At 36.4% G+C, this 16,702-nt stretch carries 13 protein-coding genes and 1 riboswitch; of the genes, 6 read left to right on the top strand and 7 right to left on the bottom strand.

Annotated elements, in window-relative coordinates:
* Positions 1-44 precede the first annotated feature (44 nt).
* A complete protein-coding gene (gene lgt / locus OO013_RS12225; protein WP_266057093.1) occupies positions 45-896 on the top strand; it encodes a prolipoprotein diacylglyceryl transferase in 852 nt (283 codons plus the stop codon).
* A 292-nt stretch (positions 897-1,188) separates the two neighbouring features.
* Here the strand turns inward: lgt and OO013_RS12220 are convergent, their stop codons facing one another.
* Positions 1,189-2,595 carry an MATE family efflux transporter gene (locus tag OO013_RS12220; protein ID WP_266057092.1) on the bottom strand — a complete coding sequence of 469 codons (1,407 nt, stop codon included), beginning with the start codon at positions 2,593-2,595 and terminating at the stop codon, positions 1,189-1,191.
* A gap of 303 nt (positions 2,596-2,898) precedes the next feature.
* Between OO013_RS12220 and OO013_RS12215 the strand changes: the two genes are divergently transcribed.
* Positions 2,899-4,521: a hypothetical protein gene (locus OO013_RS12215; protein ID WP_266057091.1), complete on the top strand. Its 1,623-nt coding sequence runs from the start codon at positions 2,899-2,901 to the stop codon at positions 4,519-4,521.
* 40 nt (positions 4,522-4,561) lie between these two features.
* Here the strand turns inward: OO013_RS12215 and OO013_RS12210 are convergent, their stop codons facing one another.
* Positions 4,562-6,319, bottom strand: a complete 1,758-nt coding sequence (locus tag OO013_RS12210) for a M14 family metallopeptidase (RefSeq protein ID WP_266057090.1) — start codon at positions 6,317-6,319, stop codon at positions 4,562-4,564.
* Positions 6,320-6,465: 146 nt separating this feature from the next.
* On the opposite strand from OO013_RS12210, the gene OO013_RS12205 reads away from it, so the two are divergent.
* Positions 6,466-6,813, top strand: coding sequence for an Hsp20/alpha crystallin family protein (locus OO013_RS12205; RefSeq protein WP_266057089.1), 348 nt, complete (start codon positions 6,466-6,468; stop codon positions 6,811-6,813).
* Here OO013_RS12205 and OO013_RS12200 read toward each other — a convergent pair.
* The 3 genes from OO013_RS12200 to OO013_RS12190 are packed head-to-tail and all read right to left on the bottom strand — an operon-like array spanning position 6,805 to position 10,803.
* The gene (locus tag OO013_RS12200; protein WP_266057088.1) at positions 6,805-7,371 is read right to left on the bottom strand and encodes a hypothetical protein; all 567 of its coding nucleotides are present in this window, start codon (positions 7,369-7,371) and stop codon (positions 6,805-6,807) included. The genes OO013_RS12205 and OO013_RS12200 overlap by 9 nt on opposite strands.
* A gap of 23 nt (positions 7,372-7,394) precedes the next feature.
* On the bottom strand, positions 7,395-8,438 hold the full coding sequence (locus OO013_RS12195) for a DUF6687 family protein (protein ID WP_266057087.1): 1,044 nt from the start codon (positions 8,436-8,438) through the stop codon (positions 7,395-7,397).
* Position 8,439: 1 nt separating this feature from the next.
* Entirely contained in the window at positions 8,440-10,803 is a 2,364-nt protein-coding gene (locus OO013_RS12190; RefSeq protein ID WP_266057086.1) for a TonB-dependent receptor, read from the bottom strand.
* Positions 10,804-10,875: 72 nt separating this feature from the next.
* Positions 10,876-10,973, bottom strand: a riboswitch (TPP riboswitch).
* Positions 10,974-11,047: 74 nt separating this feature from the next.
* On the opposite strand from OO013_RS12190, the gene OO013_RS12185 reads away from it, so the two are divergent.
* Positions 11,048-11,842 (top strand): SDR family oxidoreductase, encoded by a 795-nt coding sequence (locus tag OO013_RS12185; RefSeq protein ID WP_266057085.1) that lies wholly within the window; start codon positions 11,048-11,050, stop codon positions 11,840-11,842.
* Here OO013_RS12185 and OO013_RS12180 read toward each other — a convergent pair.
* Together OO013_RS12180 and pnuC are read right to left on the bottom strand one after the other, a co-directional pair.
* Positions 11,835-12,371 carry an AAA family ATPase gene (locus OO013_RS12180; protein WP_266057084.1) on the bottom strand — a complete coding sequence of 179 codons (537 nt, stop codon included), beginning with the start codon at positions 12,369-12,371 and terminating at the stop codon, positions 11,835-11,837. The two genes, OO013_RS12185 and OO013_RS12180, sit on opposite strands and share 8 nt — an antisense overlap.
* Positions 12,326-12,952 (bottom strand): nicotinamide riboside transporter PnuC, encoded by a 627-nt coding sequence (pnuC, locus tag OO013_RS12175; protein ID WP_266057083.1) that lies wholly within the window; start codon positions 12,950-12,952, stop codon positions 12,326-12,328. Before pnuC ends, OO013_RS12180 begins: the two co-directional genes overlap by 46 nt.
* A gap of 132 nt (positions 12,953-13,084) precedes the next feature.
* Between pnuC and guaB the strand changes: the two genes are divergently transcribed.
* Both guaB and OO013_RS12165 read left to right on the top strand, forming a co-directional pair.
* On the top strand, positions 13,085-14,560 hold the full coding sequence (guaB, locus tag OO013_RS12170) for an IMP dehydrogenase (RefSeq protein WP_266057474.1): 1,476 nt from the start codon (positions 13,085-13,087) through the stop codon (positions 14,558-14,560).
* Positions 14,561-14,659: 99 nt separating this feature from the next.
* Complete coding sequence (locus OO013_RS12165; RefSeq protein ID WP_266057082.1) at positions 14,660-16,687, top strand: PP2C family protein-serine/threonine phosphatase; 2,028 nt, start codon at positions 14,660-14,662, stop codon at positions 16,685-16,687.
* Positions 16,688-16,702: the final 15 nt, after the last annotated feature.

Raw genomic sequence — 16,702 nt, 5'->3', positions numbered from 1 at the left:
ATTTACCTTTATATTTGCCTGAGTAATTTAATCAGAACTGTAATATGCTATTAAATTTTATAGAGTGGGATCCAAACCCGATTTTGATCGACTTTGGAAGTTTGGCCATACACTATTATTCTCTGCTTTTTGCCGGTGGTTTTATTTTAAGTTATATTATTTTAAATAAATACTTTAAGAATCAAGGACTTAAGCAGGATTATCTTGATTCACTTGTAACTTATGTTGTACTAGGTACTATAATTGGAGCAAGACTTGGACATTGTATTTTTTATGACTGGGAATATTTTTCTCAACATCCACTTGAAATATTTTTACCTTTCAGATTTGAACCGGAGTTTGAAGTAACTGGTTTCAGGGGACTTGCCAGTCATGGTGGGATTTTTGGTGTTCTACTTGCCCTGTTATTGTTTTCAAAAAATAAGAAAATAGAAAAATGGTGGCTATTAGACATGCTTGCACTGGTTGGGCCTCTTGCTGGAATGTGTATCAGATTAGGCAACTTGATGAACAGTGAAATTGTTGGAGCTCCTACAGACGTTCCATGGGCATTTGTATTTGTTCAGGTTGATAATGTGCCAAGGCATCCGGGTCAATTGTATGAGGCACTTGCTTACCTTGGTATCTTTATAATTCTGAACATTTTATATCATAAAAAATACCAGGAACTTGGTAGAGGTGTGATATTTGGACTCTTCTTTGTATTATTATTTAGTGCAAGATTTTTATTAGAATTTGTGAAGGCGAATCAAAAATCTTTTGAAGATGATATGTTCATTAACATGGGGCAATTACTTAGTATTCCGTTCTTATTAGGAGGACTATATGTAATGTGGAAACAATGGAATGCTCCATATGGGGTGCCAAAGCCAGGAATGAATAAACAGAAAAAGTAATTATTTGATAATATAAAATTAAAGCCATGATCTCAGATCATGGCTTTTTTTATGTTATTTAAAATAAAATACTGCCGCGACAAGTGCCAGATACAGAAAGGCAAATAATAAATATACTTTTTGACCTGACCTTTTAAACAAGAAGTATTTCGTCACAATTGCTGTAACCAAAAGAACATAGGTAGTTACCAACAGTACTGTCAGTGACTTATAATTCATATAAATGATCAATGTTATAAAAAATCCCATTGACGCCACTCTATCTAAAATAAAAAGCTTTTTATTATCCATTTTACACCTTCTGAGTTTTCCAGTTTCCTTTCCTGAATCTAATAAAAAATAAGCTTGCCATCACTAGTGATGTCAATGCAATGGTCAAAAATACACCATAAGGCCCAAGTCCGAAAGTTTTAGCCATAAGATATGCCAATGGGATCTGAAATACCCAATCACATATAAAATTAATAACAGTTGGAGTCCTTGTATCCCCTGCACCATTAAACGATTGACTAAGTACCATCGCAAAACCAAAGGGTATATATCCAAGGCAAATTATTTGTAAACTACGGGTTGCTACAATAACTACCTCGGGTGTATCGTCGAATAAACTAACAATATCCCTGGCGAATATTCCAAAGACTATAGCCAGAATACCAAGGAATATAAAATTAGCTTTTGTAGCAAGCCAGACGGATTTTTCAGCTCTCATAGGTTTATTGGCTCCAAGGTTTTGCCCAACCATCGTAGCCGCTGCATTTGCTAATCCATATGCAGGTAAGATGGCGAAAATAATAACGCGAATACTTACTGTGTATCCGGCGAATGCTGCCTGACCAAACTCAGCTACAATTCTTGCTAAAAATATCCAGGCGGCTGAACTGATCAGCATCTGTCCTACACCTCCGGCAGAAATCTTAATTAATCTTTTTAACAAAGATAAATTAGGCAGGAACATCGATAAGTTCGATTTTAAGGAGTGTCTTCCTTTGAATAAATGGTATAGCTGAAAAAGAACTCCCACTCCACGGCCGATATTCGTTGCTATTGCAGCACCTTTCAAACCTAACTCCGGGAAGATCCATAATCCCAGAATCAAACAAGGATCTAGAACAATGTTTAGTCCATTAGCTAGCCACAGAGATTGCATTGCCAGGTGCGGTTTTCCCACACCCCGGAATATTCCATTAATTACAAACAGGTACACTATGAAGATGTTACCTCCAAACATCCACTGTAAGTATACACTACCATATTCAGCAAGTTCAGGACTAGCTCCCATCAAAAGAAGTATTTCCTGATCGTATAAAAGCCCGACTACTGCTAAAACAACAGAAACCAATAATCCAACGATCATACTTTGGGCAGCGGCTTCAGAGGCAGCGCGAGGCTTTCCTTCACCTGTCCTTCGGGAAACTGTGGCTGTAGCAGCCATACTGATTCCAATAGCCAGCGAATATACTAGTGTGATTACAGTTTCAGTAAGACCAACTGCAGCCACTGCACTGGTACCCACTTTACTGACAAAGAATATGTCTATAACTGCAAATAATGATTCCATGATCATTTCCAGAATCATTGGTACAGCCAGGATAAAAAGTGCTTTTCTTAAACTTCCTGATGTAAATGAATAATCTTCTCCGCTCAGCGATTGCCGGAAAATAGATAATATATGACGAGATTGTTGTAAAAACTTCTTCATGCCTATTGAAATAAAAAATGAGAAAGAATTGAGAATTGACTTTCAATTGAGAAGAATAAGTTTTCTTCTCAGTTTATTTCACCACGGAGGTGATGGGAATATATGGCATGAATAGAATCATGAGTGAAATGTTATTTTTCCAAAATTAAGGTTTTTTTTTGATTAATTAATTTTTTTCTGTTTCCATGTTTCCCGAAGTTTGAAGTTAAAACTTATTGTTTAAGTTAAAAGAGGTGTTGAATTCACCTGGCTTAAACTGGTTTTGTTTTTTAATCAATCAGGAGTTTATAAATTTTTTTAACTATGAAAAGGGTCTGTTTCACGCTTTTTGTCGCTTTATTTCTGTTTAACAATCACACCAATGCCCAAAAGGGAAACACAAAATATGATTTGAAATGGGGGGAGAAACAGCGGAGAAGAGCTGAAGAGTCTTTCAACCACTATGCCGGTCATGACGAGTCTGGACATTATATTGTGAATGTTCAAGCTTTAGCATTTAACACCAAAACTTATTTTGTAAAATTAGACAATGACCTTAATGAGGTTAAGGAAGAGCAATTCAAGGTAAAGGTAAATGGGAAAAAATGTACAATCCAAAAGTTGATCTTTTTAAATGGACAGTTAACAGCAATATCCTCTGTTAAAAATAAAGAAACTAACGGGCTAGACCTTGTTGCCCATAAAGTGAATAAAAACACTTTTGAGGTTGATGAGAGTGATTATAAGATATTGGGGCGAATGGAAAATACATCTATACTTGATGAAAATTACGGTATCTATATAAATTTATCTTCTGATACAAGTAAAATAGCTATTACCACTGCTAACCCAACTGATCCAAATGAAAATGCCTTTTATACATTTGAAATATTTGATTCAAACCTTCAAAGTCTTTGGAAAAAGGATCTGGAACTTCCAGTAGAATCAAAATTAGCGGTGATTAAAAATATTAGAGTGAGTAATGATGGTAACATTCACTTACTATATAAGGAATATTACGAAAAAAAAGAAAGTTTTCTGTCTGACTATAAAGGCAACATTTCAAAAGAATACCGAAAAAAGGTCGAGCCTAATTATACTTATAAAATATTAAGTGTTAGAAATAATGGCGATAAGGGAGAAGTTAATATTCGTGACAATGACGAATATTTTTACGACTTAGCTTTAAAGCTTGACAATGCAGGAAATGTTATTTGCACAGGTTATTTTTCAAGGTTGAAACCAAATAATGTTGCAGGGATTTACTTTTTAAAAATAAATTCTGAGTCCGGAAGAATATTAAAAAGAGTTCATAATGATTTGCCGCAAAATGTTATTTCGCTTGATTTCAAATATAGGAATGATGTGAAGTCTGTGACAAAGGATAAAGAAAATGAAGCTAATGAACTTAAACATTTTGATCTTGATTATTTAAGAGTGTTAGAAGATGGAAATATTATTCTAACAGGTGAATTCCATCATGTAAATTCTGTTTATGTCTCACCTACAGAAAACAAATATTACCATCATATCAGAGACATTATGATTATCAAATTATCTCCTGAAGGAGAAATAGTTTGGGGAACAAAAATTGCTAAAGATCAAAGGGATAAATATTTAGGATCATATAATGCTTTTGTAAATGGTAACGATATTTATTTATTGTATAATGGTACAAAAGCAAATATAGACTTGGAACCAGGAGATAAAATTTATTCAACGGGCGGTTATAATGGTTATGCCGCTTTATTGGTAAGAGTAGACGCAAATGCAAAAGTTGAAAAAAGCGTTCTTTTCGAAAAAGATGAGGTTGATCTATACTTTAAACCAATTAAAGGTAATCAACTTGATGAAAACCAAAGATTTATTTATACAATGAAAGGACGAAAGGAATGTTTTTTACTTTTAAAGTTAAGGAATTCCAGCGATGAGAGTTTAGGTCAATAAACAAACAGAATAAAAAAGGGACTCAATTTGAGTCCCTTTTTTATTCTATTCTATAAATCGGATATTCCAAATAGGCACTCTCTGAGTAAGGAGAGTTTTCATAGATTACCTTCAATTGACTATAAGCATTACTTTCTAATTCAGGATTTTCCTTGGTCGCATTTTCTAAGATTTGCTTTAACTCGCGGTCATTCTCCAGCATTTCTTTTGCCAGGTCTTCAAATACATAAGGAGAAAAATGTTCTTTCCGCTGGAGTCTTGTATCAAAAAAGTTCCATGCAAAAAATGAATCCGGTGCTTCTGGCTCGAGAACTTCAATAATATATCGTTTAGAAGGTTGGTTTACATCAAGAATGTAATCTCCCTTTCTTAGATTAACCTGCTTTTGATTTTTACTGGTTTTTATGTTATAGTGAAGATAATGTCCTTCATACGGCATGCGACTCGTTTCATAAGAATTGATAGAATATGCCGCTACTAGTATGGAAGTGTCTTTTTCGACCGTCTTGAGTTCTACATCGTTATTTTTTAACCGCCTGATTACTTCGTGCCATTGTTGTGGGATTACATAATAAGAGGGGGCATTGATTATATTTCCGGGTTTATATGAATCGTAGAACTTTAACTCTTTTTCAAACGGTTTTTCATGATTATAATACAATCTTTCCCCTCCTGATATTTCACTTTTAATGATCTTTCCTTCATACCCTTTGAAGTTCAAGATCTGGTAATCTGTAGTATCAATTTCCCATGAGAGTGAGAACCGTGTTTGATCCATCAAATTCTGACGATCTTTTTTCTGCGCTTCAACTATTTCATCACCGTGTTTTTCAAGTGCTGAAATACATGCGTTTAGCCAGGCATAGGTAGCCAAAACTCTCTGCTTAAATGGTTTAAGCATATGAGTTTCGCTTTGAAATGCGATAGTTTGAAAAAGCGCAGCATACCCTGAAGAATATCTGGGTCCATCGAGGAACTGCTGCCATCCTGGTTCAGGAGTCCTTCCAAATACATTGACATATGGTACAGTAGGATAATCTGCTTCTTCCATCTGATTGAATAGGTAAGGCATTAATAATTCTTCTTGTAATTTTGCGGTGGCCCCTCCAAGTTTATCTTTTTGTGGGTAGACCATTGTCATTACATATTGGTAATCGGCTCCATTAGATACATGTGTATCGACAAGCAGATGAGGCTTAACCATATGAAAAGCATTTTGAAAAGCGAAAGCGTTTCTCGTATCAGACTTTATAAAATCTCTGTTAAGGTCATAATTTCTTGCATTGCCCCTGAATCCATATTCTTCCGGACCATTTTGGTTTGCTCTGGAATGATTGTTCCTGTTTAAAACGCCTCCGATATTGTAAAAAGGTATAATGGCAATGACAATGTCTTCATCGATTTCTTGTTTTCCACTTGCAATATCTCTAAGAAGCATCATTGAAGCCTCTACCCCATCAGGTTCTCCAGGGTGAATGGCATTATTGATCATTAATATCTTTTTATTATCACGATGCAACTGGGTAAAGTTAAAAACCTCATTTTGAGAATAAGTAACAAGGTGCAGAGGCATTCCTGAATCTGTCATGCCCACAGAATCCATCTGAATAGTACTGAATTCTTGAGAGAGGCTTTTATAAAACTTTATGCCTTCCTGATATGTAGCTGTTTTTGTTCCCTGGGATTGCTCAAAAACTGTAGAGTTTTGTCCCGATACATGATTATAAAATAATGTGAAACCTATTATTAAGATAAAAGATGCTGACAGAAAGTCTTTAAAAGCGGATGTAGATGACATTTTGACCATTTTATTTGTCATAACAAATGAAAAAATTATTTGGAACAAACTTTGCATTAAATATCTTGAATTAATTGAAGAAAGTTGAGGTTGATATGAAAATTTATAACAAAATTCCTAAAGAACTATTGTTAACAACGGACTTCATGAACACAATTAACGGAGGCAGTGTTCAAGCCAATGTTAAGTTTAAGCGATTAAAGAAAAACTACAGGTTAATTGTTAATGTTCCCGGGATAAGTCCTGAAGAGCTTAATGTTGATATTTTCAATGATAAATTAACTGTATGTAAACTTACTGATACCTATGAATCAAATGTGAAAGTTCCTAAGGTACATGCAATAGTGACCTTGCCAAGGGATGTTGATTATCAGCGTATTGAAGCTTATGGAGAAGACGAGAAACTAGTTGTTAACCTTCCTTTTAACCATGACGGTAGAGGATATCATAAAAAAATTGATGTCAGACAATTTCCTGATAGCGGACTATTCTAATAGTTCACCCAGGTAAAAAGGATTGTTTGAATGTATGTTAACCAGGCCAGTATTTATAACAATAAGGGCCTGGTTATTTTTTTTCAGGTTAGTAAATTCCATATTTTGTTTTGACTCTGTATTGACCAGGAATAGTTTCTGTCCTTCGGGAAACCATTTTAATATTCTCTCTCTGATCATGGAATATTTAATATTTCTATCAATAACACCGAACAAAGGATCAGTACTGATAAGTTGTTTCAGATTATTCATATCTTCAAAGATCAACAGCTGATCGCAATTCCTGGATTTTAACCATTTTTTGATCTGATCCAGATCATTTAAAGTATCTAAATGAGGTATTATTTCAATGAAGAAATCTACTTCATTCTCTGTTTCGCATACTATTGCGTCAGGTTTTATACCATGATCCTTGCAAAAAACTAACGTATCAGAATTGACAATAAGATATGGGCTCCATTCAAGCAAATTATGAAGTACTTTAAGAATTACACTGCTACTGTTTCTTAAATAAATAGCAGGCTCCTGACCTTCTCTGATTACGTGATGTGAAGACATGGCTCAAATCTAAAAATTAGATTTTAAACCCTTTGCTTGTTCCATTCTTTTATTTCTTCCCAGCTGTACTTTTTCTGAGGTTGGATGTTATTGTAAGCTTCTTTAAAATAAGAATGGATAATTTTTATGAATTGCTCTTCGGGTATACTGCTTTTATGGATCGGTCTGTTAAAAGGGTGGTCAAATCGTTGTGCTTTTGAGAGTGTTTCTCGTGATAACCTTAATATCGGACCCGTATCCGTAATTTTATCACCTATCCAGGTACCGGGATTTTCTTCAAGTTTATTTAATCTTTCAGTTAAAAGAGTAAGGTCAACTCGAGGATAACTTAGACGGTTAGTGTCAACCCAGCTGGTATATTTATATTCTAATTCAAATCTGTTTTCAGAATAAACAGTAATAACCATGTCAGAATTTTCAGTTCCTTTAAACAAGGAGTAATAATGTACAGGCTTTTTAGCATGAATTATTGTTAATCGGATTGAGTCATCATATTTGATCGAGTTTATATTTCTCAACCCATTGATTACGCATTCATATTCTTCTTTCCAATAATCAGCATAGTGGTCAATATTATTTAAATAGGCTTTCAACCTAGGAAGAAAATACTCATACTTTTCAACACACGCCTTGCTCTCTTTATCTTCCTGGTCTTGAGCTTCAAAAGGAGCATAAAAATGATCCTTTTCAATTTTATTGATCAGGCAAACTATTTTGAGCGCTTTGTCATTTATCACATCGTTTAAGTCAGGTAATTCTCTGAAATCACCAATCAGCGCTGCCTGCCTAATTAATTGTTCGTTTTTTAGTGCTAATTCCGGCTCCATTAAAGCCCATACACCCATAAATCCATCAATGTCAAAATGATTATTGGTAACATATCGATACCCTTCTATCAGATTTGCTTTAATGGCATTCAGGCATATTGCTGCAGAGGTGTCATCGTGAATATTTTCAGGAGAAGGAGCACCTCGCCAGTGACTTAAGGGAAGAGCCTTGCGGTGGGTACAATCCACCGCAAGGCAATTTTCCGGTTCTGGTATATTATGAAACGGAACAAATTTCATTTTAGAATCTGGCTGTAAATCCAATCAGGAAGTTTCTGCCCGCCTGGGGATAAAAATATGGAGTGCTACCATACATATATCCGTTGTTTATATATTCCTGATCAAATATGTTATTGACCAGTAAATCAAATGACAAAGATTTAATTCCTGAATCCATTGGAATATTATATCCAATTTTGAGGTCATTGACAAAGTAATCATCCAGTTTACTTACTTCCCTTCCCGAATTATCCAGATATTGAGATCCTACATATTTGTTGATCAGATTGATTGAAAGATCATCTGTTGGATTATATCTTAGAATTACCGAACTGATCATATTTGGTGAAAATGCAATTGGCGTATTTTCATAAGTTACCAGGTCAGTTTCTCCAAAAGTTTTAAATTCTTCAATGCGGTTTTGGCTAAGACTAACATTTCCTTCAACTGTAAATTGACTACTGAAATTGTAAAGACCACTTACTTCTACACCGGCTCTGTAGCTCTCTCCTGCATTTTGCCTGATGTATCCTCCAACGTCATTTACAGCACCAGTTAATACGAGCTGATTTTCATAATACATGAAATATGAATTGACTTCAACTGCGTATTTATATCCCTGGCTTCTAAAGCCTAATTCAAAGTCATTAAGCTTTTCAGGCTTAGGTTGTTCACCTTGCGGAGCATCGACAAAATCACTTCTCACCGGTTCTCTTCTTCCAACTGCATAGCTGGCATACAAGCTCATGTTGTTATTTATTGCATAGTTTAATCCGACTTTTGGATTAACAAAGTTGAAATCATAATTCATTGATCTTATCTCAGGAGAGCCGTCAAAAACACCTTCCATGGTATAATCGATCATTCTGAATTGGATATCTCCGAAAACTGATAATTTCTGATTGAAGTCATACAGACCTTTTACATAAAAGTTGTAATCATCTTTAACTGAATTGTTACGATACCATTCGTAATCGTTTTCAGTTTGCGAAGCATACCTGGCCCAGATAATTTCTCCAAAATGATCGCCGTCATATCGATTTATTGCCCCGCCAAAAGTTAACTGATAAGGTGCGTTTGGGGTAAACTCTGCGGAGAAAGTACCACCATAAAAGTGATTGTCAAGCCATTTACGTCTGACCAGGTCAGTTTGATTTATGGTGCTGTCCTGGAAAACCAATGGGTCGAGATAGTAATCACTAAAGGGTTCAGAACCGTGATATTCCTCGTAATAACCTCTACCGCGGGTATAATGTACTGCAGTGTTTATGTTCCAGTTGGTCAATCCACTAAATGTATATAGAAGCTGGTAATGATCCTGACCATAATTATCAACCTGGTCATCATAATACCCCTCTTCTCCAAGCTGGTTGAAATAATAACCTGCCCAATTGTGAGTTCTCCCAAAGGTGGCAATATCCTCTGCACTTACTCCATACCATGCCTGATAAGTTCTTTCTCTTCCTGAAAGTAGTATGAACTTCAATAAATGATCTTCAGAAGTGTAAGCAGCTGCAAGATTTAGTGATCGCAGGTCACTGCTAGCACGATCGATATACCCGTCACTTTCAATTTTTGACAGTCGACCTTCAATAATAAAATGATTGTTGAGTAATCCTGATCCAAACATTACAGTTGACTTATAAGTGTCAAAAGATCCTGCAGATAGTGCTAATTCTCCGTATGCCTCATCTTGCAGGTTGTTGGTTTCAATATTTACAGAGGCACCAAATGCACCAGATCCGTTGGTTGAAGTACCCACACCTCTTTGAATCTGAATACTTTCTACAGAAGAAGCAAGATCCGGCATGTTAACCCAGAAAGTACCATGGCTTTCTGAATCATTGATCGGAATTCCATTAATTGTCACATTAATTCGTGTTGCATCACTACCACGGATACGAATACCCGTATATCCCACTCCGGCCCCGGCATCAGAAGTTGATACGGCCGAAGGCGTTAAGTTTAATAGAAATGGCATATCCTGGGCAAGATTCAATTCATTGAGTTCTTTTTTGTCAATGTTTTGATAGGTAGTAGGCGTTTTTGCCCCTGCTCGTAATGCTGAAACAGTCACTTCCTGGTTTTGAATAACCTGCTCTTTCAATACAGCATTGATTGATGATTCCTCAGGAATTGATACTTCTCTGTTGAATCGTTCGAAACTGATATGACTGATTCTTAGCATGTAATCTCCAGAAGGAATGTCCTGGAATTCAAATTTCCCATCAGTATCAGTAACGGTTTGGGATTTTTCTCCCAGTAACACATAGGCTCCAACTACCGGATCGCCGTTTACATCGGAAATACTCCCGGAAAATGAATGTTGCGCATTCATCATCATTGATACAAGAGTGAAAATGCTTAATAAAGTTAAGCGAAACATAATTTAAGGTTTTAAAGGTGTAACATCAGCAAGACAGGGGTAGCTGAACCTTAACCTCAATGGTGTTTGTTATTAATCTTAAATCTTACTCCCTTCGTCCGCACTACCGGAATCAGGTGATAAGGGTATGATCTCAGCCCGTAATTATTAGGGCACCCCTGAATTTGCAGTGCAATTCTAATAATAAGGACGCATATTCTGCAATAATGTTTAGAAAATATTATTTTGGAACAAATAAAAATCTATGACTAAAATAAAAGATTCTATTGTTTGGATTACTGGAGCATCCTCCGGCATTGGTGAAGCCCTTGCTGTGGAACTAAGCGAAAAGGGAGCTAAAGTCATTTTATCTGCAAGAAGGGAAGAAGAGTTAGAAAAGGTCAGATCTCAATGCAAAGGAACTGGGCATATGATTTTACCTCTGGATGTAACTAATACAGAAACTTTAAAGCCTGCATTCGAACAAGTTTTGGAAAAGTATGGCACCCTGGATATTTTGATCAATAATGCAGGAGTCACCCAAAGATCACTAGCAGCAGAAACAGATCTTTCAGCAACTAGAAAAATTATGGAGGTCAATTTTTTTAGTGCTGTTGCTTTGACGCGGGAGATTTTGCCATATTTTATTGAAAGAAAATCCGGTCATATTGTAGCAACCAGTAGTGTCACCGGAAAATACGGCACACCATATCGGTCAACCTACGCCGCCAGCAAACACGCTTTACATGGGTATTTCGATTCTGTCCGGGCAGAAAATTCAAAGAATGGTATTAATGTCACGCTTATTTGCCCGGGATTTATAAAAACACCTATTACACTAAAAGCGGTTACGGCAGATGGTAGTCCACTGGGCAAACTGGAACCAGGCAATAAACATGGCATACCAGCTGATCAATGTGCAAGAAAGATCGTGAGGTCTTTGAAGAAAAATAAAAGGGAAGTTTATATAGCTGGTCTAAAGGAATCTACAGGAATAGTATTGAAAAGATTATGGCCTGGAATGCTGGCCAAGGTGTTGGAAAGAATCGATGTTACCTGAGAGAATTAATAAAATCAATTGCTTTTTGAGTTCTTTCCGGGTCTTCACCTTCTACAATAGTAAAAGGCTTTGATTGATTTTTAAGCTCTTTTAAATACATGTCAAAAAGAACATCTCTGTCCAGCGGATTTTCTCTCAATTCATCTTCCTCCCATGGAATGTCAGCTTTGGTTAAGATGAAAGCATCAAAGTTTTGTTTTTTAAACAGGTATTTTATGAATGGATGTGTTTTTCCGTATTTATATTCACTCCAGACCTTAATGACCAGCATATCTGTATCCGCAATGAACAATTGGCTTTTATCTTTTTTCACATTATTCCAGCTCCACCATTGCCCTTTCGCAATTTCGGGGAGGTCGCTTTCATCATACTCCCGGTTAATATTATTAAGATATTCCCGGGCATACTCCGGCACATAGCTTGCATCAAAATGTTCAGCAAGCTTTTTGGTGAGAGTGGTTTTGCCCGAGCTTTCAGGTCCGGTTATTGCAATTCGTAATTGTGTTCCCTTCTGTAAGTTTTTATCCATTCGATCAATCCGACGACGGCCATAATTAAAAATACAAAATATTGAAAGGCGGTAAATGCCAATTCTTTGTGGATATACAATGGGACTGAAGCAAGGTCAGTGATAATCCATGCTATCCAGTTCTCAACTTTCTTTTTTGCCATGAGGTACATGCCTGTCATTGCAACAGATGAAGTGAAAGCATCATAATATACCACATCACTATCAGTAAGGCTTAATACCATAACTATGGCAACCCAAAACAGCCCCGTCATTAAGATGGAGATGATGTTTTCTCTGGTTGAATTAATTGTAACAGGGGTATGATGAGCAGGATCATTCGGATCTCTTCTCGACCAGACATACCATCCGTAAATACTCATTACAAAATAATAAGTATTGATACCCATATCAGCATAAAGCTTATATTTATAGCATATATAAATGTAGACTACTACCGAGATAATTCCTGTAGGATATACCCAAATGCTTTTTCTAATAGAGAAAAACACACTGGTGATACCAAATACAACTCCAACCACCTCAAGCCAGGTCATGTTTTGAATACCATTTTGTATACCCTGAACAAAAAATTCGATCATAATTGGATTATTTCTAACATATGAAAGGCAAAACTAACTAAATAAAAAATAATTCTTCCAAACTTGTTTTAAATGTGGTGTACTAAAGCTAATTTTGCACGGCAAATAATAGTTCCTATAAAGTTATTTGCTATGTCGATAGACTCATCAAAATTTCTCTATGAAGCGCTCACTTATGATGACGTGCTTTTAGTACCGGCCTACTCAGATGTACTGCCACGCGATACAGACACGAGTACCTACTTAACCCCAAATATCAAGCTTAATACTCCACTGGTTTCTGCAGCAATGGATACTGTTACAGAATCAGAGTTAGCTATTGCTATGGCTCTTGAAGGAGGTCTTGGTTTTATTCACAAGAATATGACTAAAGAACAGCAAGCTGAACAGGTACGAAAGGTCAAGCGATCACAAAGTGGTATGATTATCGATCCAATCACTCTGGCGATTGACGCCAAGGTAAGGGACGCTGCAATAATCATGAAAGAAAATAAGATCGGAGGTATTCCGGTAGTGGATTCAAACAATAAGCTTGTCGGAATCATTACCAACAGGGACCTGAGATTTGAGAAAAATCTTAATCTTCCGGTTAAAGACATCATGACAAGGGATCACGTTGTGACAGCGAGCGAAGGAATCAGTCTTGAAGAGGCGGAAACAATTCTACAGGAACACAAGATCGAGAAATTACCTATCACAGATGAGGATAATAATCTAATCGGACTGATCACATATAAGGATATCCTTAAAAATAAAGACAGGCCTAATGCATGTAAAGATTCTTTTGGAAGATTAAGAGTCGGAGCGGCTGTAGGAGTTACTCCTGATATTGAAGAACGAATAACATTACTTGTAAAAGCAGGGGTTGATGTGGTTAGTATTGATACTGCTCACGGGCACTCTAAAGGAGTGATCGATATGGCAAAATCAATTAAAAATAAGTTTCCTGACCTCGATATGATTGTCGGAAATATTGCCACTGCTGAAGCAGCAATAGCGCTTGCAGATGCAGGAGCTGATTGTGTTAAAGTAGGAGTTGGACCGGGAAGTATTTGTACTACCAGAGTTATTGCAGGTGTTGGTGCACCTCAATTATCTGCAGTTTATGAAGCAGCAAAGGCCTTAAAGGGTCGTCCGACAAAAGTAATTGCAGATGGAGGTATCAGGTTCTCAGGTGATATCGCCAAAGCAATAGCAGCAGGAGCTGACAGTATTATGATAGGATCGTTACTTGCCGGGACCGAAGAGGCTCCAGGAGAAGTGGTGATTTATGAAGGTAGAAAATATAAGACTTACCGTGGAATGGGATCTGTGGAAGCAATGGAATCAGGTTCAAAAGATCGATATTTTCAGGATGCTGAAGATGATATTAAGAAATTAGTTCCTGAAGGAATTGTAGGTAGAGTGCCATTCAAGGGACTTGTTTCTGAAGTTATCTATCAATTAGTAGGCGGATTGAGAGCTTCAATGGGATACTGTGGAGCAGGAAATATCGAAGCTATGAAAGAAGCTAAATTCGTAAAAATCACTGCTGCTGGTGTAAAGGAAAGTCATCCTCATGATGTTCAGGTAACAAGGGAGGCACCAAACTATAGTGTTAAATATTAAGTAAAGACTTAACAAAAAATAACTATAAAAAAGAGCTGCTCTTCGGGCAGCTCTTTTATTTTTGTTTCCGGTTAAAAAGTTAAATATTATATTGGCGCCATGTTATCGACGAAGATCATAAGAAGACTGGTATTTTTCGGAGCCTTATTCAGCTGGATAGGCCTTTCAGTTATTGACGTGGTCATTCTTTTTACTACTAAAAATGCCCTGGCAGTAAATATTGAAAATTTCTTTTCAAGGGCTTTTCTGGACTCATTTATAATATTTCTTTTTATATACTATCATTTTCAGGTACAAAGGTATGCCAGTAGCAATTTCATAGATCTGCTTTGGAGAGTTTTTATTACCGGACTTCTTGCAATTTTTGTATCGATAGGCCTTTCGTATTTTCTATCAATCTTTGAAGGTCATAGTTTCGCAGTTAACCCATTTGTACTCAATATTCAATACCATATAAATATTGGGGTGATCTGTGCACTGCTCATATCTTCTTATCATGTTTTTAAGAGGCTGATCCTTTATCAGAAAACTATTTCGTTGTTAAGGCTATGGAATGTTTTTGAATATACTTTGCTTGCTTCAGTATTATTGAATTTTTGGGATTTAGAGTTTACAGAACCTTTTTCTCTATCCGTTTTCTTTTTCCTTACCGTGATGAGTATTATCCTGTCGGTCAATATGAAGTGGGTTGCTTATCTTAATTTCAACCAGAAACTTAAAAGCATCTTATTGCTTACCCTATCCGGGGTCTATTTATACTACTTCATCAACCTTGTGCTGGTTAGAGTTAATTTGGAAGCAAGCATTACACTTCTTCAGTCTAACGTGACCATAATAGCATTATTCACATTTGTGTCGGTGTATGTGGTATTTTCTATTTTAGTTCTACTGTTTAATCTTCCGACAAGTTCGGTATTCGAACAAAAACTCGGAGATGTATTGAGATTTAAGGACCTGTCGCAAACTTTTCACTCCGAACAGAAGGATGAATTTGTTTTTGATGTCCTTCTTAACAGTTCTATGAGTGCAGTACTCGCGGATGCTGGCTGGTTAGAAATTACCGAAAAAGGGAAAGAGCTTTTATTGCATTACGAAATTTCAGGATCAGATATCGCAGCAATAAAAACCAATATTGATACATCAAAGGATAAGAAGTCCTCTATTTTCAGAAGAAGAAAGATTTATTCATTAAATAAAGGAGCCTATAAATCTGTATTGGTGTGCCCGATCAATATCCAGGGAGTAGCGGCGGGAGATCTCGTGCTTTTAAAAGAAGTCAAGGATGGTTTCAATAAAGATATGCTCGAAATTATTGAAACGTTTACTGCCCAGGCTGTGATATCGATTGAAAACGCCAGGTTAATGGAGGAGGCAATTACGACTGAGCGTTATAAAGAGGAGCTTAAGATTGCCCAGAAAGTTTCTGAAAGTCTACTTCCGGATCGATTGATCGAACACGAAAGCTATGAAATAACCAGCTTTTCTCAAGCTGCAGATGAAGTTGGTGGTGATTATTACGATACGTTCAGGATTGATGATGAAAATATAGCCCTGGTGATCGCAGATGTTTCAGGAAAAGGTACTTCTGCAGCCTTTAATATGTCCCAGGTAAAAGGAGTTTTCCATAGTCTTGTTCCCTTTGGGCTTGACCCGATTGATTTCATCGTCAGGGCAAATGAAACTCTTGGCCGTATTCTGGAAAAAAATAATTTTGTTACTTTATCGTATTTTATAGTAAATACACAGGAGAAATCAGTTCGCTTTGTTCGAGCCGGACATTGTCCAACTTTATATTATTCAAAAGAAGAAGACAGAACTTTCTATTTTAAGAATAAAGGATTGGGGCTAGGTGTGATCAGAAAAAAAGAATATTTACCTTTTGTTCAGGAGATCGAGTGTGTTTATCAGTCTGGTGATATAATGGTAGTGTATACAGATGGAATTACTGAGGCCACAAACCCCGAAGGTGATGAGTTTGGTTATGATAGATTGCAACACTGTTTGACCAGATTTAAAGACCTTAGCGCCCTGGATATTCAAGATGCCATTATCAGGGAAGTTTACCATTTTTGTGATACAAATCCATTAAAGGATGACTATACCATGATGGTAATTAAATTTAAATAGATATAACTAACTATA

Origin of the sequence: Mangrovivirga halotolerans (assembly GCF_026241165.1) — a bacterium.
Classification (GTDB): domain Bacteria; phylum Bacteroidota; class Bacteroidia; order Cytophagales; family Cyclobacteriaceae; genus Mangrovivirga; species Mangrovivirga halotolerans.
Note: the sequence above shows the minus strand (reverse complement) of the source record. Positions and strands in the feature narration are given on the sequence as shown.